24 protein-coding genes and 2 pseudogenes are annotated in these 23986 nt (G+C 34.1%); 10 read left to right on the top strand and 16 right to left on the bottom strand.

The window, feature by feature from the left end; translation table 11 throughout:
- Nucleotides 1-80: 80 nt before the first annotated feature.
- Both HCW_RS04915 and accB read right to left on the bottom strand, forming a co-directional pair.
- Nucleotides 81-1445, bottom strand: coding sequence for an acetyl-CoA carboxylase biotin carboxylase subunit (locus tag HCW_RS04915; protein ID WP_043902632.1), 1365 nt, complete (start codon nucleotides 1443-1445; stop codon nucleotides 81-83).
- Between the two features lie 4 nt (nucleotides 1446-1449).
- Nucleotides 1450-1932, bottom strand: a complete 483-nt coding sequence (accB, locus tag HCW_RS04910; protein WP_014661118.1) for an acetyl-CoA carboxylase biotin carboxyl carrier protein — start codon at nucleotides 1930-1932, stop codon at nucleotides 1450-1452.
- 172 nt (nucleotides 1933-2104) lie between these two features.
- Here accB and dcd point away from each other — a divergent pair, with 172 nt between their 5' ends.
- The 4 genes from dcd to HCW_RS04890 all read left to right on the top strand — a co-directional run bounded on the left by dcd (nucleotide 2105) and on the right by HCW_RS04890 (nucleotide 3929).
- Nucleotides 2105-2671 (top strand): dCTP deaminase, encoded by a 567-nt coding sequence (dcd, locus tag HCW_RS04905; protein WP_014661117.1) that lies wholly within the window; start codon nucleotides 2105-2107, stop codon nucleotides 2669-2671.
- A gap of 85 nt (nucleotides 2672-2756) precedes the next feature.
- A complete protein-coding gene (locus HCW_RS04900; RefSeq protein ID WP_014661116.1) occupies nucleotides 2757-3239 on the top strand; it encodes a hypothetical protein in 483 nt (160 codons plus the stop codon).
- A 1-nt stretch (nucleotide 3240) separates the two neighbouring features.
- Nucleotides 3241-3591 carry a hypothetical protein gene (locus tag HCW_RS04895; protein ID WP_014661115.1) on the top strand — a complete coding sequence of 117 codons (351 nt, stop codon included), beginning with the start codon at nucleotides 3241-3243 and terminating at the stop codon, nucleotides 3589-3591.
- Entirely contained in the window at nucleotides 3591-3929 is a 339-nt protein-coding gene (locus HCW_RS04890; protein WP_014661114.1) for a hypothetical protein, read from the top strand. Before HCW_RS04895 ends, HCW_RS04890 begins: the two co-directional genes overlap by 1 nt.
- A gap of 163 nt (nucleotides 3930-4092) precedes the next feature.
- Here HCW_RS04890 and HCW_RS04885 read toward each other — a convergent pair whose 3' ends face one another.
- Together HCW_RS04885 and HCW_RS04880 are read right to left on the bottom strand one after the other, a co-directional pair.
- Complete coding sequence (locus HCW_RS04885) at nucleotides 4093-4773, bottom strand: 16S rRNA (uracil(1498)-N(3))-methyltransferase (RefSeq protein WP_014661113.1); 681 nt, start codon at nucleotides 4771-4773, stop codon at nucleotides 4093-4095.
- Nucleotides 4774-5202 carry a hypothetical protein gene (locus tag HCW_RS04880; protein WP_014661112.1) on the bottom strand — a complete coding sequence of 143 codons (429 nt, stop codon included), beginning with the start codon at nucleotides 5200-5202 and terminating at the stop codon, nucleotides 4774-4776.
- A gap of 54 nt (nucleotides 5203-5256) precedes the next feature.
- On the opposite strand from HCW_RS04880, the gene hemH reads away from it, so the two are divergent.
- From hemH to HCW_RS04855, 6 genes and pseudogenes are all read left to right on the top strand, one after another.
- Nucleotides 5257-6291, top strand: coding sequence for a ferrochelatase (gene hemH / locus HCW_RS04875; protein ID WP_014661111.1), 1035 nt, complete (start codon nucleotides 5257-5259; stop codon nucleotides 6289-6291).
- A gap of 87 nt (nucleotides 6292-6378) precedes the next feature.
- Entirely contained in the window at nucleotides 6379-7068 is a 690-nt protein-coding gene (locus tag HCW_RS04870) for a SoxW family protein (protein ID WP_014661110.1), read from the top strand.
- Nucleotides 7068-8178: pseudogene (locus HCW_RS10005) on the top strand (cytochrome c biogenesis protein ResB); the annotation flags it as partial. The gene HCW_RS04870 and the pseudogene HCW_RS10005, both read left to right, overlap by 1 nt.
- Nucleotides 8179-8252: 74 nt before the next feature.
- Nucleotides 8253-9902: pseudogene (locus tag HCW_RS10000) on the top strand (cytochrome c biogenesis protein); the annotation flags it as partial.
- 867 nt (nucleotides 9903-10769) lie between these two features.
- Nucleotides 10770-11834, top strand: a complete 1065-nt coding sequence (locus tag HCW_RS09740) for a hypothetical protein (RefSeq protein ID WP_014661108.1) — start codon at nucleotides 10770-10772, stop codon at nucleotides 11832-11834.
- Between the two features lie 14 nt (nucleotides 11835-11848).
- Nucleotides 11849-13549: a LeoA/HP0731 family dynamin-like GTPase gene (locus tag HCW_RS04855; protein ID WP_014661107.1), complete on the top strand. Its 1701-nt coding sequence runs from the start codon at nucleotides 11849-11851 to the stop codon at nucleotides 13547-13549.
- Between the two features lie 34 nt (nucleotides 13550-13583).
- Here HCW_RS04855 and HCW_RS04850 read toward each other — a convergent pair whose 3' ends face one another.
- The 12 genes from HCW_RS04850 to HCW_RS04800 all read right to left on the bottom strand — a co-directional run bounded on the left by HCW_RS04850 (nucleotide 13584) and on the right by HCW_RS04800 (nucleotide 23986).
- A complete protein-coding gene (locus tag HCW_RS04850; protein ID WP_014661106.1) occupies nucleotides 13584-14867 on the bottom strand; it encodes an MATE family efflux transporter in 1284 nt (427 codons plus the stop codon).
- Between the two features lie 38 nt (nucleotides 14868-14905).
- On the bottom strand, nucleotides 14906-16225 hold the full coding sequence (locus HCW_RS04845; RefSeq protein WP_014661105.1) for a Na+/H+ antiporter family protein: 1320 nt from the start codon (nucleotides 16223-16225) through the stop codon (nucleotides 14906-14908).
- A gap of 77 nt (nucleotides 16226-16302) precedes the next feature.
- Nucleotides 16303-17190 carry a carbon-nitrogen hydrolase gene (locus HCW_RS04840; RefSeq protein ID WP_014661104.1) on the bottom strand — a complete coding sequence of 296 codons (888 nt, stop codon included), beginning with the start codon at nucleotides 17188-17190 and terminating at the stop codon, nucleotides 16303-16305.
- Between the two features lie 2 nt (nucleotides 17191-17192).
- Entirely contained in the window at nucleotides 17193-17333 is a 141-nt protein-coding gene (locus HCW_RS09455; RefSeq protein ID WP_104714166.1) for a hypothetical protein, read from the bottom strand.
- A gap of 13 nt (nucleotides 17334-17346) precedes the next feature.
- Nucleotides 17347-18021: a tRNA threonylcarbamoyladenosine dehydratase gene (locus HCW_RS04835; protein ID WP_014661103.1), complete on the bottom strand. Its 675-nt coding sequence runs from the start codon at nucleotides 18019-18021 to the stop codon at nucleotides 17347-17349.
- 63 nt (nucleotides 18022-18084) lie between these two features.
- Nucleotides 18085-18330, bottom strand: coding sequence for a hypothetical protein (locus tag HCW_RS04830; protein ID WP_014661102.1), 246 nt, complete (start codon nucleotides 18328-18330; stop codon nucleotides 18085-18087).
- Nucleotides 18317-18697 carry a flagellar export chaperone FliS gene (gene fliS / locus HCW_RS04825; protein ID WP_014661101.1) on the bottom strand — a complete coding sequence of 127 codons (381 nt, stop codon included), beginning with the start codon at nucleotides 18695-18697 and terminating at the stop codon, nucleotides 18317-18319. Before fliS ends, HCW_RS04830 begins: the two co-directional genes overlap by 14 nt.
- 14 nt (nucleotides 18698-18711) lie before the next feature.
- Nucleotides 18712-20769 (bottom strand): flagellar filament capping protein FliD, encoded by a 2058-nt coding sequence (fliD, locus tag HCW_RS04820; RefSeq protein ID WP_014661100.1) that lies wholly within the window; start codon nucleotides 20767-20769, stop codon nucleotides 18712-18714.
- A 24-nt stretch (nucleotides 20770-20793) separates the two neighbouring features.
- Complete coding sequence (locus HCW_RS04815) at nucleotides 20794-21171, bottom strand: FlaG family protein (RefSeq protein ID WP_014661099.1); 378 nt, start codon at nucleotides 21169-21171, stop codon at nucleotides 20794-20796.
- Between the two features lie 111 nt (nucleotides 21172-21282).
- Nucleotides 21283-22506, bottom strand: a complete 1224-nt coding sequence (locus HCW_RS04810; protein WP_014661098.1) for a murein hydrolase activator EnvC family protein — start codon at nucleotides 22504-22506, stop codon at nucleotides 21283-21285.
- Nucleotides 22499-23305, bottom strand: coding sequence for an FtsX-like permease family protein (locus HCW_RS04805; RefSeq protein WP_014661097.1), 807 nt, complete (start codon nucleotides 23303-23305; stop codon nucleotides 22499-22501). Before HCW_RS04805 ends, HCW_RS04810 begins: the two co-directional genes overlap by 8 nt.
- Before the next feature lie 15 nt (nucleotides 23306-23320).
- A complete protein-coding gene (locus tag HCW_RS04800) occupies nucleotides 23321-23986 on the bottom strand; it encodes an ABC transporter ATP-binding protein (protein WP_014661096.1) in 666 nt (221 codons plus the stop codon).

Raw genomic sequence — 23986 nt, 5'->3', positions numbered from 1 at the left:
TTTTAATCGCTTAAAAATTTGAAGTCTGTTCTAAAAATCCCCTAGTTAATACTAGAGGATAGAAAAATCTTTAAGAAACCTTAAGAATTTTCTTCTAAATACTTGGTATGGATTTTTGCCTGCTTGAAATCGGCATTATCAAGCATTTCAATATGAAAAGCAATGGTTGTTTTAATGCCCTCTACCTTAAATTCTTTCAAGGCTCTTTTCATCTTAGCGATAGCTCTTTCTCTATCTTCAGCCCAAACAATGAGTTTACCTATCATAGAATCATAATGTGTAGGCACAACATAATTGGCATGCGCATGTGAATCAAGGCGCACATTCAAGCCACCCGGTGCAATCCATTCAGTGATTTTACCCGGACTTGGATAGAATTTTTTAGGGTCTTCTGCAGTAATCCTACATTCTATCGCATGTCCTTTGCAAGTAAAACTTTCTTGCTTGGGCAATTCCTCGCCCTCAGCAATTTTAATCATCCATTCAATAAGATTTAATCCGCTTACCATTTCACTAATCGTATGTTCTACTTGCAAGCGAGTGTTCATCTCCATAAAATAAAAATCTTTCATATTGGAATCTAGCAAAAACTCAAAAGTTCCAGCCCCTACATAGCCAATATATTTAGCCGCTTTTACAGCTGTTTCTAACAAACGCTTGCGCACACTCTCTTCTAAAACAACTGCTGGGGTTTCTTCAATAAGCTTTTGTTGGCGCCTTTGCACAGAACAATCCCTCTCGCCTACATGAATAACATTGCCATGCTTATCGGCTAAAATTTGCACTTCAATATGCTTGGGCTTATGGATAAACTTCTCTAAATACACGCTCCCATCACCAAATGCGCTTAATGCCTCTGCCTCTGCAGAGAGATAGAGATTTTTCAATAAAGATTTGTCTTGCACCACACGCATGCCTCTGCCTCCCCCACCAGCAGCAGCTTTTATCATCACAGGATAGCCAATCTTTTCAGCTAATTCTTCTGCCTCTTTATAACTTTTAAGAATACCTTCACTTCCCTCAATCACAGGCATTCCGGCTTTTTTCATCACGCTTTTTGCCTTAGACTTATCGCTCATTAGCGCCATAACTTTCGCACTTGGCCCTATAAACTCCAAAGCATGATGAGAGCAAATCTCTACAAAATTTTGATTCTCACTCAAAAACCCATATCCGGGGAAAATTGCATCAGCCTCAAATAACTCTGCCGCACTAATGATTGCAGGGATATTCAAATAACTCTCGCTTGATTTAGCTCCACCTACACACACCTTTGCATTAGCTGTGTTGAGATAATGTGCATCTTTATCCGCAATAGAATAAATTGCAACAGACTCTTTACCCATTTCTTGAATGGTTTGAATGGCTCTTAAGGCAATCTCACCACGATTGGCAATTAAAATGCGTGAGAGTTTTTTCTTTTCTACTTTTTTATTTTCTGCCATGGAATTAGAGCTTTTCAATCTTAATCAATTTAGTGCCATATTCTACCGGCTGAGCATCTGCAACTTCAATAGAAACAACCTTGCAAGGATATTCCACTTCAATTTCATTCATAATTTTCATAGCCTCTACTATGCCTATGACTTGACCCTTTTTGAGTGTATCGCCTACTTTTATATAAGGCTCAGCTCCCGGAGATGGCGCATGGTAGAAAGTCCCTACCATAGGTGAAAGCACAAAATCTTCTTTCTTATCTACAATAGGCGTGCATACCATAGGCACAGGGGCTTGAGTAGCTGGCATACTAGCCTCTATTGCCATAAGCGGAGCAGAAACATTAGTCATAGCAGGTGCATTTGAATTTTTATGCTTACTAAAAGCAGATTCTTTATCCAATACCAACTCAAAATGCTCATGTTTTAGTTTTAGATGCCCTAAATCAGAAGTCTTAAATTCTTTTATCAGCTCTTCAATTTCAGAAAGATTCATTATGATACATTCCTTTTTCTATACTTAATGATACGCCCTAGACGCCCTACTAATTGTCTTAAACAAATAAGCGCTCTAAGCAAATAATTCTTGTTATAATAACATAATTATTATAAAAACTTTAAGGCTACCAACGCCCTATATTATAACGAAACAGAGTTAAAGGAACTAAATGGGATTAAAATCGGATTCTTGGATAAAAAAGATGAGTTTAGAGCATGGCATGATTAGCCCTTTTTGCGAAAAACAAGTCGGTAAAAATGTGATTAGTTATGGCTTGAGTAGTTATGGGTATGATATTAGGGTGGGAAGTGAATTTATGCTTTTTGATAACACCAACGCTTTAATTGACCCTAAAAACTTTGACCCTAATAATGCGACTAAAATTGATGCGAGCAAAGATGGCTATTTTATCTTGCCAGCTAATGCATTCGCTTTAGCTCATACGATAGAATATTTTAAAATGCCAAAAGATACTTTGGCGATTTGCTTGGGTAAAAGCACTTACGCAAGGTGTGGGATTATTGTGAATGTTACGCCCTTTGAGCCGGAATTTGAAGGCTATATTACCATTGAAATTTCTAACACCACGAATTTACCTGCCAAAGTCTATGCGAATGAAGGCATCGCTCAAGTGGTGTTTTTACAAGGCGATGAAATGTGTGAGCAAAGCTATAAAGATAGGGGCGGTAAGTATCAAGGTCAAGTTGGTATTACGCTACCTAAGATTTTGAAGTGATTTTAATAACTTTTAAAAACAACAATGATTAAGTCCTTTTAAGTTACAATGCCATTTTATAATTCAACTCAAAAAAGGAGTTTTTATGCAAAATATTTTAAATTGGCATTTATATAAGCTTAACAAAAAATTAGATAAGTTTGAACTAGAGGGTTCTTTGTGTTTTGGCAATAACAAGCTGGTTGAAAATTGCTATAGCATTAAAAAGCCTAGCAATATTGGATTACAAGAGAAGAATATTCAAAAAGATATTGAAACTTCAAGATGGCTTACAGAAATTCAAAGAGAAAGAAATCTTATCATTGAGCGCAAACAAAAAGAAGAGCAAAGTAAGAGATTTCAAAAAGCTTATCAAGCTTTTTTAGAAAACTGCAAGCCTAATGGCATTAAGCGCTTTGATTATGATGAGGGTTATGGAAAATTCTTAGCCGAGTGTAATGACAACCATACAGAGCAACCATTAGAAAAACCATTAAACAATAATCTTAACTCTCAAAACACAAACAAAAAACCACAAAACAATATCAAAATGTTTGACTATTTTAACAACCCTATGCTTAGATATTAAAATGAAAAAAGTGCTTTCTATAACCAAAAACATAACTTTTTGGTTATCGGCACTTGTTGGAGGATTGATTATTTTTTTTCTAACTTGGTGCTATCTTTTCAGCTCTCTTTCACTCCATATAAAGAAAAAAGGGAAGATTGACATTGAAATAGCACAAAAAGAAATAGAGATTAAAAAAATTGCAATAGAGACCAATAAGCTTAAAGAAAAGAATATTGCAACAGAATTACAAATGAAAGAAGAGAGAATAAAATTTATAAGCGATTTGCTTAAAAAATTAGAAAGTAATTGTCAAAAAAAAGTTAAATTTTTTTCATATGGCGACAAAGGCTTATCTTTTGAGTGTGATTAATGTCTGATATTGTGAATAAAAAAGCTTTATTTGTTGTTATAAAAATCATTATTTGGTTACTAGCTCTTTTTGGTGGCTTGATTATCATCTTTTTTATTTGGCTCTATTTAGGTAGCTCTTTTGAATTTACGCTTAATATTCCTACTAATACAATAAAAGACAAAAAAGAAGTTACACAAAAAGAAATAAAGCCTTCAACGCTGAAAAAAGAAAAAGAAGAGTTGGCTAATAAATTTCTACAAAGAGCAAAAGAGATTTGCGGTTTAAAAGGATTAGAAGAATTTGAATACAATGATACTAATTTTGCTTTTAAATGCAACAATAAAATCCCACAATAGTAGTTTGCTAACATAAAAAATAAAAACATACGATCAAAAATCGCTTGCAAATCAAAAAATAGCTCTCAATTAATTATCGCAATTTTTTAGCATTGGTAAAAAAATTCCATTGAGTGTTTCAGTATTTCTTTAAAAATAGTTGAACTATTTTAATTTCACCCATCTAAACCTGCGCCAAGCTTGCTACAAATACGCATGCACTCTCAGATTTTAGCACCATAGGCATAGGAGCGCTATAAATTCTATGTGTTTTAAATCGCTCTCTTTCTTGCTCGCTAAATCCCCCTTCAGGTCCTATGATAATGCCATTTTCAGCATTCAAACTTGTTTGCAATTTTTCACCATTAAAATCCAAAATACTTGCTTTAGGATAAGCCATTAGCACTTCCTTTAAATTTTTAAGCACCTCTAATTCCATTAAATCGCTACGCCCACATTGCTCACAAGAATTAATCAAAATTTTTTCAAAACGCTCCATTTTAGCACTATCCAAACGCTCATTATGTTGGCTGAAATCAGCATAAAACAAACTAAGCTTGCTTACGCCTAGCTGATTAAGAAAAGGTAAAATCTTTTCAATGCTTTTTAACTCAATCACGCTTAAAATCAAATGCGCTTTTTTAGAGGGAATAACCTCTAGTTCTTTTTGCTCTATTAGCTCTAAAAGGGCGTATTTTTTAGTGATTTCTATATGTTTATAGGTGTATAAAAATTTATCTTTTAGGTTTCGCAAATCTAACAAACTCATATTTTTTACACGCCTTGAGCGATACAAATGCGTATAACTCTCGCCCTCAATTTTTAAAGTAGGCTCTTTAGCTAAAGAATGATAAACAAAGCGCATTCAAAACACCATAAGCATAACAATTGCTAACACTTCAATAAAATAAAGTATTTTGGTTTTTATAACATAATTTTGCATGCGAACCTCTCTAGTAATAGCAAATTTCACGCTTTTATGACGCTTAATTTCAGCCACTAACACCATTAAAAATACTGCCAACATTAAGCTTGCTTTCCAAGAAAATTCAAATTGTTGCATAGCCCAAATAAAAATTCCACTTAAAAACGCAATACTTAAAAGAATATAAATTGCTGGCATAACAAGATAGATTTTCCTATTAAGCTTAATAAAATTCTTCTCCCTATAAAGGGTGTAGAGATTAATGATAAAAGCAATAACCAATAAAGATGCAAATATAATATGAATCAATAAAGATTGTGCCATAACATTATTTGGCGACAAAAGAGCCTGAAAATCAATTCCAAACATCTAATTTTCCCTTTTTTGTTATTTTGATTAACTCTATTATTCTATCATGCGACAATGAGTTTATCTAATGAAAATAATTATAATTTAAATAGCAGTGCAATGAAATCCCCTAAAGAGGCGGTCATTCTTTTAAACATGGGGGGGCCAAACAGCCTTTATGAAGTAGAAGTATTTTTAAAAAACATGTTTGATGACCCTTGTATACTTACCATTAAAAATAATTTTATGCGTAAAATGGTTGGTAAAATGATAGTTAATGCTCGGGTAGAAAAATCCAAAAAAATCTATGAAAAATTAGGTGGAAAGTCCCCCTTAACCCCCATTACATTCGCCCTTACCAAGCGCTTGAATGAATTAGATTCTTCACGCTTTTATACCTATGCTATGCGCTATACTCCTCCTTATGCACCTATGGTTTTACAAGACTTAGTTTCAAAAGAGATAGACAGCTTAGTGTTATTTTCTATGTATCCACAATACTCTAGCACTACCACTCTTTCTAGTTTTAATGACGCTTTTAAAGCGCTCAAATCTATAGAAGGCTTTCGCCCTAAAGTGCGAGTCATAGAGCGATTTTACACAGCTCCCAAACTCAATGAGATTATTTTAGACACAATTTTAGCCACCTTAAAAGGGCAAAAGAGCGAAGATTTTACGCTGATTTTTTCCGTGCATGGCTTACCTCAAAGCATTATTGATGCGGGCGATACTTACCAAAAAGAATGCGAACACCATGTAAGCTTATTAAAAGAATTAATGCAACAGAAAAATATTAATTTTAAAAAAGTATTACTTTCTTATCAATCCAAACTAGGGCCTATGAAATGGCTAGAGCCAAGCACAGAAAGCTTGATAGAAGAACATCGCAAATCTAATATTATCATTTATCCCTTAGCTTTCACAATTGATAATTCCGAAACGCTCTATGAGTTAGAAATCCAATACCGCTTAATGGCCAAACGACTAGGTATTAAAGAGTATTTAGTTTGTCCATGTCTAAATGACTCCTTAGAATTTGCTAAGCTTATTGTGGAATTGGTTCAAGAATCATCATCACAAATTTTACAAAAAAATGATTGTATAGTATGATTATCGCTTTGTTAAATTATTTTAAGTAGTAAGTAGTGTTAACACTTGTTTTTGTAAATTATAATCTCAATATAAAGGTCTTATACCATGCATAAATTTTCCTTTCCTATTAAAAATAGTTTTAGTGCTATTTTGTTAGTGCTATTCATCTTAATGGGGTGTAAATCAGATAGTGCGGATAATCTAAATGACACTCTTTTAAGTTCAGGCTCTCAAAGCTCTAAAGAATTAGAAAATGAGCGAGAAAATATAGATAAAAAAAGCTATGCGGGCTTAGAAGATATTTTTTTAGATACTAAGATGATTACTCCTAATAACAAACTCATGCTTTTGATTTTTGGGCGCAATGGTTGCTCATATTGCGAACACTTAAAAGAAGATATTAAAAACGTCAAAGAATTGCATGATTACATTCAAACACATTTTAACGCTTACTATATCAATATTAGCTATTCTAAGTTACACAACTTTAAGGTTGGCACTAAAAACGATATGAAAGAAATCAAAATGCCCACAGAACAACTAGCTCAAATCTATGGCGTTCAATCTACACCCACTATCATCTTTTCTGATGAAAGCGGAAAAACTATCTATGAATTGCCCGGCTATATGCCCTCAACACAATTTTTGGCTGTGCTTGAATTTATAGGGAATGGGGAATACAAAAAAACCAAAAACGATAAGGAATTTACCCAACACCTAAAGTCTTATATCAAGTATAAAACAGACCTTAAAAGAGAACAAGACAAACAAAACTCAACTTCTAAAGGCTCTTAATGAAAAACTTCAAGGCTTTATGCTCTTTTTTATTGGCCTCTTTTTGGGTAGCTATCCCCTTAATGGCACTCTATGCGAGCGCTTGTGCTATTGCTACTTTTATAGAGAATGATTATGGCACACCCGCTAGTAAAGCCATTATCTATGGCACAACTTGGTTTAACTTCCTACATGCCTATTTATTAGTGGTGCTGATAGGCACTTTTATTGCCTCAAAAGCTTTAGAGCGCAAGAAGTATGCGAGCATCTTTTTTCATAGTTCGCTAATTTTAATTATTTTAGGAGCTGGAATCACACGCTTTTTTGGAATTGAGGGCACGATACACATACGAGAAAATGACGCTCAAAGCGCTTTTAAAAGCAGTGATACTTTTTTAAATATCACTCTTAATGACACCACTACCCTTTCGCTTAAGTCTAAAATTTCAATTTACTCTAAGCACCTAACCCCTATTCATACAACCCTAAACAATAAGCCCCTTATTTTAGAGCCTTTAGAAGTCTATAAAAAAACTGCCGACAAGAAAGACAATAGCACTATTTTGGTTTTAAAAGCCACTTATAATCAAGTTAGCCAAGAATTTAAACTTGTCAAAAACAACAATAATGAGGGGCTTACTCAAACACAAGATTTTAATGGCGATAAACTCTCGCTAAGTCTTGGAGCTACCTATATTGAATTGCCTTTCAAAATCAAATTAAAACGCTTTGAATTAGAGCGCTATGCAGGCTCTATGAGTCCCTCTTCTTACGCCTCTGAAGTAGAAGTCTTAGCACTAGATAATACTCTAATCAAACCCTATAGGATTTTTATGAATCATGTATTAGATTATAAAGGATATAGATTCTTTCAAACTTCTTATGATACTGATGAAAAAGGCACTATCCTTTCTGTTAATAAAGACCCGGGCAAGCTCCCCACATATTTAGGCTATGGAATGCTTATTTTAGGAGCGTTATGGCTTTTATTTACCAAAGAGGGGCGTTTTCAAAAACTCTCACGCTTTCTAAAATCCCAACAAATTGCAAGCTTTTTGCTCGCCTTAGCACTAGCTGGTCCCTATATGCACGCTACAGAAACTCAAAAAATTGATATGCATGGAGGGCAAAAATCAAACACTAAGCAACAAACTTCAAATACCCCCTCTTTAGAGCAAGAGAGCAAAAACCTCTCTAAAGATTCCAAAGAAAACTCCAATCAAGCTATTTTGGAGCGCTTAAAACATTTAAGAGATTTTTCAAAAGAACATTTGCAAGCATTCCAAAAGCTTCAAGTTCAAGATTTTGATGGGCGTATCAAACCTTTAGATACTATTAGCATTGAATATGTGCATAAAATTGTGCGTAAGGATAATTTCAATGGACTAAATCCTATGCAAGTTTTACTAGGAGTTATGTTTTATCCTGATGATTGGCGCAGTGTTAGAATGATTTATACTTCTACAAAAGCTTTACGCAAACTTATAGGCACTCCTTTAGATGAAAGGCGCATTGCCTTTAGAGACCTATTTGACCACCATGGGTATAAATTACAAAATTATGTTGAAGAAATTAATCAAAAATCTCCTAATGAGCGTAACGAATTTGATAAAGATGTCTTAAAAGTAGATGAGCGTATCAACTTAGTGTATTCACTTTTTAGCGGACAAGTTTTGCGCATTTTCCCCGATAAAGCAACCAAGACTTGGCTCTCTCCTATTGAGGCAGTCAATAGCAAGGATAAGGATATTTCTCAAGTAGCTCAAGATTTCTTGCGAAACATTTTTAATGGTTTTGATGAGGCATTGCAAACTAATCAATGGGACAAGGTAGAAAAAACCTTAAAAGATTTAAGTCTCTATCAGCAAGAGCATTCTAAAGAACTTTACTTGCCTATATCAAGAATCAATTCTGAAATTTTCTTAAATCATACAAATTTTTTTAATAGCCTAACCTTACCTTATATCCTTTTAGGATTATTACTTTTTATTGTAGTTGTTAGTTCTATTATCAAAAACACCACACCAAATTCATTAACCGCTAAAATCCTTTATGGAGCAATTATATTATGCGCTCTTTTACATGCCATAGGCTTGATTTTACGCTGGTATGTAAGCGGGCATTCACCTTGGAGCAATGCGTATGAATCTATGCTCTATATCGCATGGGCTTCTATTATGGCAGGCATTATCTTACGCTCTAAACTTGCCCTCTCAGCCTCTAGTTTTTTAGCCGGCATTGCGCTTTTTGTAGCGCATTTAGGCTTTATGGACCCTCAAATTGGCAATCTAGTTCCAGTCTTAAAATCCTATTGGCTTAATATCCATGTCTCTGTGATTACAGCTAGCTATGGCTTTTTAGGGCTATGTTTTGTATTAGGAGTTTTAAGTTTAGTTTTATTTATTTTGAGAAAAGAGGGGCGTAACAACCTAGACAAAACCATTCTTTCAGTCAGCGCCATTAATGAAATGAGCATGATTTTAGGCCTCTTTATGCTTACAGCAGGAAATTTCTTAGGCGGAGTTTGGGCAAATGAATCATGGGGGCGCTATTGGGGTTGGGACCCCAAGGAAACTTGGGCGCTTATTTCTATCACTATTTATGCTTTAATATTACATTTGCGCTTTTTAGGCTCTAAAAATTGGCCTTTTATCTTAGCAAGCAGTAGCGTGCTAGGATTTTATTCAGTTTTGATGACTTATTTTGGTGTGAATTATTATCTCTCTGGCATGCATAGCTATGCAGCAGGTGATCCCTTACCCATACCAACTTTCTTATACCCTTTTGTAGCAATCACTTTCTTACTTGTTGTAGGAGCGTATTTTAAACGCTTCTTGACACTTCCTAAACTTTAAAATATATGGCTTATAGATTTAAATCTATAAGCCATTAGTTTTTTAAAAAGCTATTTCTTGACTTCTTTAATATTTTATCGTTGCAATAAGTGTTTAGTATTTGAAACATAGTTTGAAAACACCAACAAGGAATCTTATGAAGAATATATATATATATATATATATATATATGATGAACTAGAAAAAATTCTTAATTCTCTCAATCAGCATCAAATAGCCCACGAACAAGCCACTCAAAACAAAGACTTAGAAGAGAGCAAACAGCAAGCGCTCGCTCAAATTAGAGAATTTAAAAACCATTTTAAAAGCGCGCTTAAAGATTTAGAAAAATACGCCAATCTCAAAGATTTTACGATTGCTTTTTATGGTGAGACTAATGCGGGCAAATCTACTCTTATAGAGGCATTACGCATCTTTTTTAAAGAAGAAAGCAAACTTAAAGAGCAGGCTGAGTTTGAAAAGAAATATCAAACTTATATCCACCTAGAACAACAAGCGCTCACTTTCAAACCTGATGGTGGCATTATAGGTGATGGTCGTTCTGATTTTACTCGCACAACTACAGAATATACTTTCAATCTCAATAACCAAACTTTTAAAATCCTAGATGTTCCGGGCATTGAAGGTAAAGAAGAAGAGGTAGAAAAAGAAATTTTACAAGCTCTAAAAGGCGCTCATGCAATCTTTTATATCACTAAAAACCCCACCATTCCACAAGAGGGTATTTTAGAAAAGATTAAACATCACCTAAACGACCAAAGCTTAATCTATCTTATCTATAACCACCCTATTAAAAACCCTAGACAACTACAAAATGCACTCATCAATGATGATACTTCAAACGCTCTAAGAGCGCTAGATTTAAAAATGAAAGAAAGCCTAGGTGATTTCTATAACCAACATCTTGTATTAAGTGCTAGAGTCATATTCTTGTCTCTAGCTAATTTCCTATTAGATGATAATCTAAAAGAAAAAGAAAAATTTCTAGCGCATTTTAGCAAAGAAGAACTATTAGAAAAAGCAAACTTTTATGCCTTTAGCAAGTTTTTGCAACAAGATTTCATAACGAACACACAAGAAAAAATTAACACTGTCAATCGCCACAAACTCATCACGCTTATAGATAAACATCTAAACAAGCTAGAAAAAGGCATCTCTACATTCAAAAATAGCTTGCAAAGTTTCAAAAACCAAATAAAAGAAAGCATGCAAAATTTACACTCTATTGCTGAAAAATCTCAAAGAGATTTTGATAATTCCATAGATGAATTATTAGATAATCTTGAAACAGAGATTAGAGATAAAATGTATCATAAAATTCAAGAAGGCATTGGCAAAAATGATTTTAAAATATACTTGGAAAATATTCTTAAAAAACATATAGATATTTTAAATCAACAATTCAAAGACATTGAAAACATTATTTCAAATAATCTTATCGCAACAATTCAAGAAGAACTAGAAAAATTTAATCATTATATGAACATGATTGAAAGACGATACTCCAATCTCAACATAAGCGTAAACTTGAATAACTTTAACATGCCTAACGGAATAAATAAGGCAGAATTTACATTGGGGACAATGAGTCTTGTAGCAACAATACTATTTGGTGGACCTACAGCCATAATTGTTCTAGGCGTACTATCATCAGAGATAACTATATTTAAAAGCATCTCAAATTATTTTAGCGATGACTATAAAAAATCCGAACAAAAAAAGGCAACCAATAAAGCGATTGAAGATTTTATAAAAGATATTAAAAAAAATAAAGAAGTAGAAAACTTCTTAATTACCATAAAAAGAAAATACATCAACTGCGCTGAAGAAATCAATCAAAAATTCCAAACCTTACTTGAAAACCAAGAAGAAACTCTTTCTCTGTTTCTTAAAACAAAAGATTTGTTTGAAGAGCTTAAGAAAAAAATCTAATTGAAAGGACTTTAATGCAAAATTTAACTTTACAAGAATTTAAAAAATCTCAAACTAAAAGCTTAGAAAAACTTTCTAAGCTTAAAGATTATGTTCTTAAGGGTCAAGATTTAGGGGTTCAAATAGATAAAAACCTGCTAGAAAAATTGCAAAATGCTATCAATGAAGTGCAAAACTCTAAATTAAGAGTGGCTTTAATTGGAGGTTTTAGCGAGGGCAAGACTTCTATTGCAGCTGCTTGGCTAGAAAAATTAGACAAATCTAGCATGAATATTAGCCAAGAAGAATCTTCTAATGAAGTCAAAACCTATAATGTGAATAATGAAATAGAGTTAGTTGACACTCCGGGACTTTTTGGGTTTAAAGAAAAGCATGCGGGTGCAAACATTGAAAAATACAAAGATATTACTAAAAAATATGTGAGTAATGCGCATTTAATCTTGTATGTGATGAATCCTAGTAATCCTATCAAAGCAAGTCATAAAGAAGACTTAGAATGGCTTTTTAGAACGCTCAATCTTTTGGATAGAACCATTTTTGTATTAGGTAAATTTGATGAAATCGCTGATATAGAAGATGAAGAAGATTATCAAAGCTCTTATGCTATCAAAAAAGAAAGCATTATTCAAAGATTAGATGATAGCATTAATCTTAGCGAAAATGAAAAACAAAATCTCTCTATTATAGCCGTATCAGCTAATCCCTTTGATATGGGCTTAGAACATTGGCTCAATCACTTAGAAGAATTTAAAAAATTATCGCACATTGCTTTATTGCAAACAGCCACACAAGCCAAAATTGAATCTAGCGGTGGGGCTAACGCTCTAGTTTTAGCCACTAAGCAAAGTATTATGCGAGATGTGTTGCATAAAATTATCCCTGAAAATGAAAAAATAAACGCTGAGCTAAAGGAAGCCATGGATATTCGTGAAGATAGCAAAAATACCATTCTAAAAGACTTAGACAAATTAAAAGAAAAGATTAAGCAAGCTAGAATCAAGCTAAGAGAATTTATTCAAAAATATTTTAGCGATTTGATTTTACAAGCTAGAGGCACAAGCCTAAGCAATTTTCAAGAATTTTTTGAAAAAGAGATTGGAAAAAATGCCATTAAGATTGGCAATAAAATCAACAATGAATTTCAAAAATATGTTGATTCTATTGAATTAGAGCTTGATGTTATGCAAAAACATTTTAACGCCGAAATAAAATATAGTAACGAATTGATAGATACTTGCTTAAAAAAAACTCTACAATATGCCATGCTTAATTCTAAGAAATTTATCAATAAAAACACCATTTTAGCTGGTAGAAATTTCCTTAAAAGCAGATTAAAAAACATGGGAGTGAATGTAGGCAAGTCTCTTAATTTTAAACCTTGGGGAGCCGAAAAGCTAACTAAAAATCTAAATGGAATCATGTCTGCTTTTTCCATAGCTATGGAACTATGGGATAGTTATAAAAAGCAAGAAGAAGAAAATAAATTTCAAAATGGTATTAAGGAATTGGTGGAATTTTTTGAAGAAGAAAGAAAAAATCTCTTAGATTTTATCAATAGCGAAGATTTTTATATAAAACTCTTTCCAACTTTTATAGAATTGCAAGAACGAGCCAAGATAATTGAAGAGGAAACAAATCATTATCAAGCCTATCAACAACAATTCAATGATTGGGTCAAAGAGGGTGAAATTATTGATGCAGAAATCATAGAGTAAAAAGATTATAAGAGTTAGTTGAACTTATATTGCTCTAAGCTCTCTTGCCCGGTCTTTTCCATACCCCTTTTGAAAAGACCTTATAATAGACTAAAGCACGCAAATAAGTTTCTATTGCAATCACACCAAAGATAAATTCCACTTCAAAATGATAAAGCACAAGCAAATACATAGGTATGATTCTTAACCCCCATAAACTTAAGGTGTTGATATAGAGCGAAACTTTAGTAATGCTCGCTCCCCTAAATACGCCATCAAGCACAAAATACCCAATCAAAGGCGCTTGTGAAAGACCCACAGCAATCAAATAATATCTAGCTACTTCTATCACTTCTTTGTCATGTGAAAAAAGAGAGGCAAATTCTCTAGCAAAAATAGCCATTAATATTCCTATAATTCCCATTAAAACCATAGAAATCTTTAAAATCAAATGCGCATAATCTTGTGCTAGTTCAGTCTTATTTGCTCCTAAATTTTGCCCTACTAACACCATGCTAGCAATCATAAAACCAAATCCGGGCATAAATGAAAAGGTCTCCACTCTAATACCTACTTGCATGCCAGCTAACACCTTGTCCCCATAACTAGCTATAAATTTTGCTATTACCATAAGCGAGCAAAGTGTTAAAAAGCGTTCAAACCCAGCAGGCCAACCTATCCTAAAGGTGTTTTTCAAAAATGAATTATCAAATTGAAAGGTAAATCTCAATGAGGATTTTTTAAATTGCAAAAAGAATGCTAAAAGAAATAATTCCAAATAAGAAACAATAACATTTGCCAACGCCGAGCCAACGATACCCATTTCTTTAAAACCAAAATCACCAAAGATTAAGGCTTGGTTTAAAAACACGCATAAAATAACCATAATCAATTTCACCACAAAGGGTGTTAGAGTATCCGAAAAGCTTGCTAATGCTGACACAAAAATATTTTTAAGAAAAATAGCTGGTAGAGCAAAGACTAAAACCTTTAAATAAATTTGAGTAAGCTCGCAAGATTCCTTATCTAAATTTATCCATAATAAAAATGGCTCAATAAGAATATAAGAAAAAATAAGCACCCCCAAACACACAAAGGCTCCTCCTATTACAATAGAAGAAAACGCTAAGTTGATTTGACTAAAATCTCTTGCTCCAACAAGCCTAGAAAGTTGTGCGTTGGTGCCGGTGTATAAAATCGTATTAACCCCATAAAAGAGCATTAAAAATTGTAATCCTACCCCTAAGGCTACAATATGATGGTGTGATAACTTCCCCATAAAAAACACTGAAAGTGCTATAACAAATACATCTAAAAAGGCATTTACCCCAGAAGGCAAGGCTAATGAAACAATTCTTTTAACTTTATATTTGAAACTTAGCCTAATAGTAACGCCCCTACTACTCCAAAAATGATTAATGAGAGATTATAAACTAAAAAGGTTGGCACACAAGTGTCATAAATATGGTTATGCTGATTGTCTGCATTCAAGCCACAAGTTGGCCCCATGGTGCTATCACTTGCAGGTGAGCCCGCATCTCCAAGTGCAGCTGCTGTGCCTATAAGTAAAATCGTAGCCTCTATCCCAAAACCAAGACTTTGACATAAAGGACAATAAAAAACTGCAATAATAGGAATAGTGCCAAAAGAAGTTCCTATCCCCATAGTGATAAAAAGTCCAGCTAAAAGCATTAAGATTGCTCCCACTAACTTTCCTTGAATAATAGAGGCAATGGAATTGACTAAATCTTGAGTAGCATGCACTTTTTGTAAAACTTCCCCAAAACCACTTGCTACCAACATAACAAAGGCAATAAAAGCCATCATTTTGACGCTATCATCCATTAGTTGGTCGGTTTCGTCCCACTTAATACTGCGCCCTATTAACATAACCACAAGAGCTAAAAATGCTGCTAAAGGCATCGAGTCAGTAATAATTTGCACCAAAAAGGCAATCACAATGCCTACAAGCGTTAAATAATCATGGTAGTTGAGTGTGAGCTTAGAATAATCTTCTAAATCAAAGGTTTTTTCTATATAAATTCTAGGCTTTCTATATAGAACTAATACCGCAATCAATAAGCCAAATAGCATAGCTAACCCTGCAATCCACATCACACTAGTAATTTGGGCTAAATTTGTTTGAATACCATTAAGCTTGAGTTGCTCTAAAATAGTTGTTTGAAAAATCAATCCAAAACCAACAGGTAAGGCTAAATAAGGGGCTTGTAAGCCAAAAGTCAAAGCACAAGCTACAGCTCTTCTATCTAATTTTAAACGATTCATCACATGAAGTAATGGGGGAATAAGAATGGGAATAAAGGCGATATGCACTGGAATAAGATTCTGTGAAAAGCACGCTATAAAAGCAATCACAAAGCAAAAAATCATGCGTTTTTGGTCCATAAAACACACCAACTTGCTTAAAGCAATTTTAATCAAATTACTTTTAGCAATAGCCACTGCTAAAGCCCCCAAAAGAATATAGCTTAAGGCAATTTTTAAATTGCCTTTCATGCCATCTATCATAACATTAAAACTCTCAGTTAAACTAAGCCCCCCCATAAGTCCAGCAATTAAAGTGGCGCTAATCATAGAAAGCATGATGTTTAGGCGCAATAAACTTAAGACACACATCACAATAATAGCAATAAAGGCTGGATTAACCCATATAGAAATAGCGCTACTTTCTAACATGTTTAAAACCCTTATTGAGCTATCTCTATGCACTGATTTAACATAAAAACTACTCTCATTATATTATTCTTGCTTAATCAATTTATAAGATAGCGTTGAAGGATTTCTTTATACGAATCTATGCGCCTATCTCTTAAAAATGGCCACATTCTGCGCACTTCTTCTATGCGCTCCAAATCAATTTCAGCATATAGAATCTCTTCTTTATCACTTGCTTTAGCTAGAATCTCACCTTGAGCCCCTGCTATAAAACTAGAACCAAAAAAAGTAATGCCTCCTTTAATCACACCACTAGAATCTAATTCTACCCCTACTCTATTAGTCGCAATCACAGGCAAGCCATTAGCAATCGCATGCCCTCTCTGAATTGTCTCCCATGCGTTTTGTTGGCGCATTTTTTCTTCTTTGGTATCTTCCTCTAAGAATCCTATCGCACTAGGATAGATTAAAATTTCTGCCCCTTTTAATGCCATAATCCTAGCACCCTCTGGATACCACTGGTCCCAACACACCATTAAGCCTAATTTTCCAACACTTGTAGATATAGGCTCAAAGCCTAAATCTCCGGGCGTAAAATAAAACTTCTCATAAAAGCCGGGGTCATCAGGAATGTGCATTTTGCGATAAGTTCCAGCTATTGAGCCATCATTTTCAAAAACAACTGCCGTGTTATGATAAAGCCCTTTAGCACGCTTTTCAAACAATGAAGTTACAAGCACCACTTTAAATTCCTTAGCCAAATGACTAAAAAACGCTTTATCTTCCTCAAAATGCTCTCCTAAATCAAAAAGTTTAGGGTCTTCGTTTTGGCAAAAATAACTATAAGGGTGCAACTCTTGTAATACAACTAAATTAGTATCTACATGTTTTTCTTTAGCAAGCTTTAATAAATTAGCTGTATGTGCTAAAGTAGCCTCCCTAGAACCTTTATAGGCATGTTGTAGAATTGTAGCTTTTAATTTCATCTTTACTCTTCTTCATAATCAGAGCTATAATCTTCATAGTCATCATCATCATAGACATTACGATAATTCTCATAGCCCTCATCATCTTCTTCAAGACTCTCCAATTCTTCAAAATCTTCTAATTCATCTTCAAAATCTTGCATTTTTTAACTCCTTTTATTTTTTATGAATAATATCTCGGACAACTTCACTAGCAATCTGTAATCCAAAGCTTGCAGTAACCGCACTAAAACTCCCAAGCTCTTTGCAATGAGGAGGCTCTGGACTAAAAACCACCTTGAAATTCCCCTTAAAATGGCGCTTTTTTAAAAAATCTCTAAATTTTCGCCCAAACCTATCTCCATGACTTTTCCACACGCTACTAACTTGAATAAGTTGTGGGTTTAGGCGTTTAGCACTCCCCATAGAGCTGATAAAACGCCCATAGGGCATATCTTGACATTTCTGGGCTAAACTAGCCTTAATAGGCAAATCATCCATACAATCTAACACATAATCATAATCTTTAAAATTAAATGAAGATAAAAATGCCTCATCTACTCTTAATTCTAGTGTTTCAATACCTTGATAAATAGATTGCAAAGTTTGCACCTTTGATTGCCCAACTTGCTCTGAACCAATTTGGCGGTTTTGATTGGTTATGTCAAAAATATCTTTATCAATAATGGTAATCTTACTTACCCCAACACGATATAAGGCGTCTAAGGCAAAACCTCCAACGCCTCCTACTCCACAAATTAGCACACTTTTTTGGCGTATTGAATTAAAATCTTCTTTAAATAACCACCTTGTGCGTGTGAAACGATCAATTGGCTCTTGTGTTTGAATCATCAAACCAACCCTTAATTAAAATAATAATGATTAAAACTTATTTTAGCGTAACTTTAAAAAATGCTAAGACAAAAATTTTTGAATGTTCTTAGCCTTTTGCATTTGGTTTTGGATAGTATTCTTATCTTTTTGCAATAATTCAATACTTTGGGCTATCATCTCTTTAAGTCTTAAGAGCTTGTCTAAATCTAAATTTTGAATTTGTTCTAAAGAAATTTCATCAACCAAAGCAAAAGCTTTTTGGGAGTTTTGCTCTAAAAGAGCAATCTTAAAAGAATCTATTAACTTTTCAAATTCAAGAGAGTTCATTAGGATGAATTTCTCTCCAAGCCTCTAATAATCCTCTAGCTACATTTAGCACCACATCAATCTTGCTCGCATCATTTTCTAAATTTGCTTGAGTTAAAACTTTAATTTGATGTGTGTATAGACCGGTTAAATACACAGCTACTTCCCCACCCCTCTCATAATCTAAAATATTTAATAATTCTGTAAAAATATCAGTAACTTTATTGATATAGTAGATTTTCTTTTCAATATCCTCTGTTTCAATATGGCGTTTAGCTTGAGAGGCAAATTTTAAAATCCCCTCATAAAGCATTTCAATTAGCTTTGCAGGAGATTCTACACTCACAGTATTTTGTTGGTAAGCTTGATAAGCATTAGCATATCGCATGTGTTATTCCTTTATTAGTTTTTCTTGGCAGCTGCTTGGTCAATCATCATCTGCACTGAATTAAATTTTTGATTAGCCTTAGAAATTTGACCATCATAGGCTGCAAAACGCTCTGCCATTGTGTTATAGCGAGTCTTTAAGGTTTCTTGAGCGCTCTCTTTATCCTTAGCCAAACTTTTAGCATCCCTATCTAAAGAATCCTCATAAATCTTTAATTTAGCATTCCCTCCATCAATGAGATTAGAAATAACTTGACTAAACTTCGTAAAAATACCATCTTGATGGATTTCTCTACCTGAAACATCATTTTTATCGCTTCCATAGAAAAAATCTTGCGTAGCTTTAGGATTTGAGCTTAAAGCGCTAGACAACCTTGATTCATCTAAACTCATTGTGCCTTTATCATCTAAGCCTAAACCATATTTCATAAGGCTTTCTACACCGCCATCTGTATATAATGTATAAGAAAACACATTGTTGAGCGATGAGCGAATCGTGCGTATATCACTCACCCCATTAAAAATCCCTGCAATTTTGGTATCAGGGTCAAAGCGAGTGTCCTCATCAAGCTTAGGAATTAATTCATTATAGGCTTTTACAAAATCTTTAATGCTATCTATAATGGCTTGATTGTCCCTACTCACACTAATGATAGCGGGTTTATTGGGCTCAGTAGTTTGTTGTAAGGTGATACTAACCCCACCAATCACATCATTAACTTCATTGGTAGGGCGTGTGATACTCACACCATTATAGGTAAATTCTGCATCGCTTGCTTTTTGTAAATTTTTAACTAAAAAAAGTTCTTTTTGAGCCACTGCATATGATTGTGTAGTGCCAGCACTTAAGCCCAAGTCTTTTAAGCTTGCTTTTCCCAATGCATCTTCGCCTCTAATTTTTAGCAAACCTTTCTTAGCATTAATAACTAGCTTGCCCTCTGAATTTTTATAAGCGCTCAATCCCTCTTTAGCATTAATGGCATCAACAATCGCATCGGTATTTTGCTCGCTAGAATTATTCGCACTTGTCAAAGAAGATAAATCTAGGGTTTCGCCATTCAAGCTAATTATGCCTTCTAATTTACCCTCCTTAATTGTGCGTGCACTCTTAAATAAATCATCATCTTGAGTTTTAGTTTGCTCAAAACCTAGCTCTTTAGCCTTACTACCTTTAATTTCAATAGGCTCTCCACGCCTATCATTGATAATTAAAGAATCCCCATTATGAACAATATCTACAGAAATATCTCCATTGGCAATTAAATCTTTAAAATTAGGGTCATCTTGCAAAGCTTTTAGCATGGCTTTTTGGATTGCCTCATTTTTTTGTTTAACAGAGTAATTTTCGGGAATTTCTAGCATGATAGGCACTTCATGCATTTCATTATCGCTACCTTTTAATCGCAAGCTCACATCACTCTCTCCACTCTCACTTACCCCCAAAGAAAGCGCACTTTGAGCTTTAAGACTTGATTTTAAATGTGTTCCAAAATATACCCTATTGTCTTCACCGGTATTTTTGGTATTTACCATAAGTTGGTAGGGATTATCACCGCCTGTTTTCATCACAATCCCCATCACATCACCATTGGTTGCATCGGTAATACTTTGAGCTACATCGCCTAAAGTCATACCTGCTTTAATGGGTAATGCGTAATTCTTACCTTGAGTGTAAAATTTAAGCGTGGTATTTGTTTCACTAAAAACATCATCTCTTGAAGAAAACTTTGCTCCTAGTTCATTAATATCGCCTTGTGCTAACTTTCGCACATCAACCTTAATATCTTGCACAGGAACACCAGCTCCCACACTCGCACTTAGCGCATCTCCTGAAACACTGCTTTTTCTGCCAATATAGGTAGAATAATCCGAAAGAGTCTTAATGGGAGTTTTAAGCGCTGAAAGAAGTGTTTTGATTTCTACAAGTGCTTTTTGCTTTTCAATATTTTGCTCCATTTTTTTATCTAATGGTGCGATTAAGGTTTTTTCATCTGCAGTTTTAAGCTTATCAATCACATCATAGTTTAAGACTTTACTCCCAAGTCCTAAAGAGCTTAATGACCCTACTCCCATCTACTTACTCCCAAATAAAACCTACTAGCCTTTTTTATCAAAAATAATCCCTACAATATCACGCATTCTTTGCATAAGTTCTATGGCTTCTTTGGAAGGAATCTCTCTTAGAACCTTATCTCCATTAGCGTCTTTTACAGAGACAATCAAGCCCTTAATCTCATCGTTATAACTAAAGTCAATATCTGTGCCAATGCGCTTCATCTCATCGTTCAAATGCTCGCTCAATAATTTTAGTTTTGGCTCATATTGCTCTATGTCTATAGGCTTTGTGGGTGTTGTTTTATCCGAAAAATTAGCGCTTGCTCTATTAACTTGACTCACATGCGCTACTTGAGCGCTCGTTGGAGCACTAGAATTACTTGAAACAGCTTGAACATCGCCTTGAATCTCATTTACCATCGCAGAAAGGAACCTCCAAATTTCCCATTCAATTATCAAACTAATTGTCTGTATATCTTCTTATGTTAAGGAACATATCGGCAAAATATTGTTTTTATATAGTCTTAAATCTTAATTATTGTGTGCAATCAATTCTAAAGGGTTAATATGTTTTTCTTTCATGGTTACTTCAAAGCTTAAGCGTTGCTCAATGCGCCCTAAAACATAACCTTTTTGAATATGCATACCACTTTTGATTGTAGGGGCAATTTTATCTAGTTGAGAATAAATGGTTCTAATGCCGTTTTTATGCTCAATGACCACAACCTTTTTAAGCATATTAATTTCTTTGGCAAATACAATTTTGCCATCTAAAACATTACGCACTAAAGCATTAGGGGTCTTTGGCACTAAAGTAACAGATTCACTAAAAATCTTTAAATTATATACCGGGTCAATATAAGGTCCAAATTTTTGCACCACTTCATAATCATTTAAAGGCGCAATAGTCTTTGGCCCCTTATAAACGATGGTGTTAATATTTTTGTAAGAGTTAGCCACTTGTTTAACATCTAAAGCTTTAGAATTTTTAGCACGACTAAGCCTTTCTTGCTCTTGACGCTTTTCTAATGCCTCTTTTTCTTTAGTTTGCTTAATGATATTTAAATGCTTTAATAAGGAATTTAAATTTTGACGCTCTCTTTCTATCGTATCTAAGCGCTGATTATAGGCTAACTTATCTTTTTGCATTTCGTTGATAAGTTTACTTTGCTGTGCTTGCAAGGTCTTTAGTTCTAAGTGCCGAGATTTTTGCGCATCAATAACAATAGAAATTTTTTGAATGCTATCCTTGGTCTTAAGCATTTGTGCACCTAACTTTTTTTCCTCTTCGCTTAATTGCGCTATCTTTGAAAGAGCGTTTTTATGCAAATTTTCAAACGCTACTTGCAACACCACATCATGGGGTGAGGTTAAATTCTGTTTTTCTAAAGCTTGAGAAAATAAAAGATTTTTCAACAAAACCTCTAAAACACCACCTTGTAAATGCGATTTTTTTTGTTGCAAGCTTTCTAGCGAGGAACGATAATCTTCAAGGGTTTTTTCTTGAGACAAACTTTCGTTACGATTTTTTTCCAAACTCTTTTTTAAAAGAGCGATTTGATTTTCAATCTCTTTTTTTTGACGCTCTTTTAAAACAATAGCTCCCCCTAAAGCATTAAGGCGACTATTTAATTGGAGTTTTTCTTGATGGGTCTTTTTTAAGCGATTTTGATTGATTTTAATATCTTGATTCACATCGCTAGCATTAGCAACTAATGCAACCACCAACACTAAAAAAACTCCAAATTTAGGCATGTTTAGACCTCCATACCACAAATAAAACCAAGAAAAGAGAAACAACAAAACTAACCAACAAGCCCCAGAAAAAATCCTCTATAATAAAGGTGCTTTCAACAATTTCTAAGGCTTTCATAGCTCCTTGAAAACCTTTTTGCGAAACCACATAAACCATAATAATAGGTGTTAAAAGACTTGCAATCAAAGAATCAATCAATGCCATTTTAAACAAAAAACCATTTCTAAAAGGCATAGACGCCCCTAGTAAGTCCATAATTTCTAAGCATTCTTGGTATTCATAAATCCACACACGAATTTGTTTAAGGAGCAACAACACAGACAAAGCAAACACTAAAAGCGCAAATACGCAAACAGCCACTTTAATAAAGTTTAATAATTCATACACTTGCATATGTGTTTTAGCAAATACCTCTACTTTTTGCACACCCGGAATTTTAAATAATTTTGAGCGTATTGCCTCTAAGCGCTCTTGACTAGGAAAAGTAGAAAATTGCAACGAATAAAAAAAGGGCAAATTCTTTTTTAACTGCATAAAGTCCTCAATGCCTATAGTCTTTTTTAGGGGTTCTAAGGACTCATTAGGATTGATTTCTTTTAAAGCAATCACTTCACTAAAGTTTTGAGTTAAAAAATTTAAATCTAATTTCTGCGTGCTAGCTAAAACCACTGAATAATTTTCAATTAAATTCTTTTCTTTTTGCGCAACTGATCTATCTATTAGCATTACACATTGCAAACCAAACAACAACGCTACAAGCGGCACAATAAAAGCTAGATGTCTTTTGAAAGCTTTCATTTAAAACCCCCTCTATTATTCATGGATTTCTCCATCTTCAATACGAACTTCCCTATGATGAGCGCTAAAAAATGGAGGGATTCTATGGGTAACTACCACTATAGTGGCGTTTAATTGTGTGTTCATGCCTTTAAGCAAGCTCCAAATTTTATTGCTAGAAAATTCGTCTAAATTACCTGTAGGCTCATCAGCTAAAATAAGTTCAGGGCAAGTTGCCATAGCCCTAGCCATAGCCACTCGCTGTTGTTCGCCCCCGCTTAATTCTCTAGGGTAGCGATTAGCTTTATGGCGCAAATCAATATGCCCTAAAAGTTTTTCTAATTGAGCATCACATTCTTCTTTTTTAACCCCACAAATTAACATAGGCAAACGAATGTTTTGCTCTATCGTATAATCAGGAATGAGTTTATAGTCTTGAAACACAATGCCAATATGCTTACGCAAATCTAAAATCGTAGATTTTGAAGCGCTATTCATATTAATATTGCATACTTCTAAACTCCCGCTTGTTACAGGCAATTCTCCATAAAAAGAGCGTAAAAGCGTGCTTTTGCCACTCCCGCTAAGCCCAGAAATAAAAACAAAATCCTTGCGTTTAATCTTCAAACTAGCATTTTTAATTACAGGCTCACCTTGATGATATTGCAAACGCAAATCATTAGCTGAAATAATCAAACTCAT

The sequence above is a fragment of the Helicobacter cetorum MIT 00-7128 genome (assembly GCF_000259255.1).
Lineage (GTDB): Bacteria > Campylobacterota > Campylobacteria > Campylobacterales > Helicobacteraceae > Helicobacter > Helicobacter cetorum_B.
The sequence above is the reverse complement of the archived record's forward strand: the minus strand, read 5'-3'. Positions and strand labels throughout refer to the sequence as shown.

What these genes read in the sequence shown, in the direction of transcription:
- fliD (WP_014661100.1), bottom strand. Translation starts at nt 20,769, where the DNA reads ATGGGAGTAGGGTCATTAAGCTCTTTAGGACTTGGGAGTAAAGTCTTA.
- HCW_RS04890 (WP_014661114.1), top strand. Translation starts at nt 3,591, where the DNA reads ATGTCTGATATTGTGAATAAAAAAGCTTTATTTGTTGTTATAAAAATC.
- HCW_RS04835 (WP_014661103.1), bottom strand. Translation starts at nt 18,021, where the DNA reads ATGATTCAAACACAAGAGCCAATTGATCGTTTCACACGCACAAGGTGG.
- HCW_RS09455 (WP_104714166.1), bottom strand. Translation starts at nt 17,333, where the DNA reads ATGCAAGATTTTGAAGATGAATTAGAAGATTTTGAAGAATTGGAGAGT.
- HCW_RS04895 (WP_014661115.1), top strand. Translation starts at nt 3,241, where the DNA reads ATGAAAAAAGTGCTTTCTATAACCAAAAACATAACTTTTTGGTTATCG.
- HCW_RS04880 (WP_014661112.1), bottom strand. Translation starts at nt 5,202, where the DNA reads ATGTTTGGAATTGATTTTCAGGCTCTTTTGTCGCCAAATAATGTTATG.
- HCW_RS04900 (WP_014661116.1), top strand. Translation starts at nt 2,757, where the DNA reads ATGCAAAATATTTTAAATTGGCATTTATATAAGCTTAACAAAAAATTA.
- HCW_RS04885 (WP_014661113.1), bottom strand. Translation starts at nt 4,773, where the DNA reads ATGCGCTTTGTTTATCATTCTTTAGCTAAAGAGCCTACTTTAAAAATT.
- HCW_RS04810 (WP_014661098.1), bottom strand. Translation starts at nt 22,506, where the DNA reads ATGCCTAAATTTGGAGTTTTTTTAGTGTTGGTGGTTGCATTAGTTGCT.
- HCW_RS04840 (WP_014661104.1), bottom strand. Translation starts at nt 17,190, where the DNA reads ATGAAATTAAAAGCTACAATTCTACAACATGCCTATAAAGGTTCTAGG.
- dcd (WP_014661117.1), top strand. Translation starts at nt 2,105, where the DNA reads ATGGGATTAAAATCGGATTCTTGGATAAAAAAGATGAGTTTAGAGCAT.
- HCW_RS04815 (WP_014661099.1), bottom strand. Translation starts at nt 21,171, where the DNA reads ATGGTAAATGAGATTCAAGGCGATGTTCAAGCTGTTTCAAGTAATTCT.
- HCW_RS04915 (WP_043902632.1), bottom strand. Translation starts at nt 1,445, where the DNA reads ATGGCAGAAAATAAAAAAGTAGAAAAGAAAAAACTCTCACGCATTTTA.
- fliS (WP_014661101.1), bottom strand. Translation starts at nt 18,697, where the DNA reads ATGCGATATGCTAATGCTTATCAAGCTTACCAACAAAATACTGTGAGT.
- HCW_RS04805 (WP_014661097.1), bottom strand. Translation starts at nt 23,305, where the DNA reads ATGAAAGCTTTCAAAAGACATCTAGCTTTTATTGTGCCGCTTGTAGCG.
- HCW_RS04800 (WP_014661096.1), bottom strand. Translation starts at nt 23,986, where the DNA reads ATGAGTTTGATTATTTCAGCTAATGATTTGCGTTTGCAATATCATCAA.
- accB (WP_014661118.1), bottom strand. Translation starts at nt 1,932, where the DNA reads ATGAATCTTTCTGAAATTGAAGAGCTGATAAAAGAATTTAAGACTTCT.
- HCW_RS04830 (WP_014661102.1), bottom strand. Translation starts at nt 18,330, where the DNA reads ATGAACTCTCTTGAATTTGAAAAGTTAATAGATTCTTTTAAGATTGCT.
- HCW_RS04870 (WP_014661110.1), top strand. Translation starts at nt 6,379, where the DNA reads ATGCATAAATTTTCCTTTCCTATTAAAAATAGTTTTAGTGCTATTTTG.
- hemH (WP_014661111.1), top strand. Translation starts at nt 5,257, where the DNA reads ATGAGTTTATCTAATGAAAATAATTATAATTTAAATAGCAGTGCAATG.
- HCW_RS04855 (WP_014661107.1), top strand. Translation starts at nt 11,849, where the DNA reads ATGCAAAATTTAACTTTACAAGAATTTAAAAAATCTCAAACTAAAAGC.
- HCW_RS09740 (WP_014661108.1), top strand. Translation starts at nt 10,770, where the DNA reads ATGAAAGAAAGCCTAGGTGATTTCTATAACCAACATCTTGTATTAAGT.
- HCW_RS04845 (WP_014661105.1), bottom strand. Translation starts at nt 16,225, where the DNA reads ATGTTAGAAAGTAGCGCTATTTCTATATGGGTTAATCCAGCCTTTATT.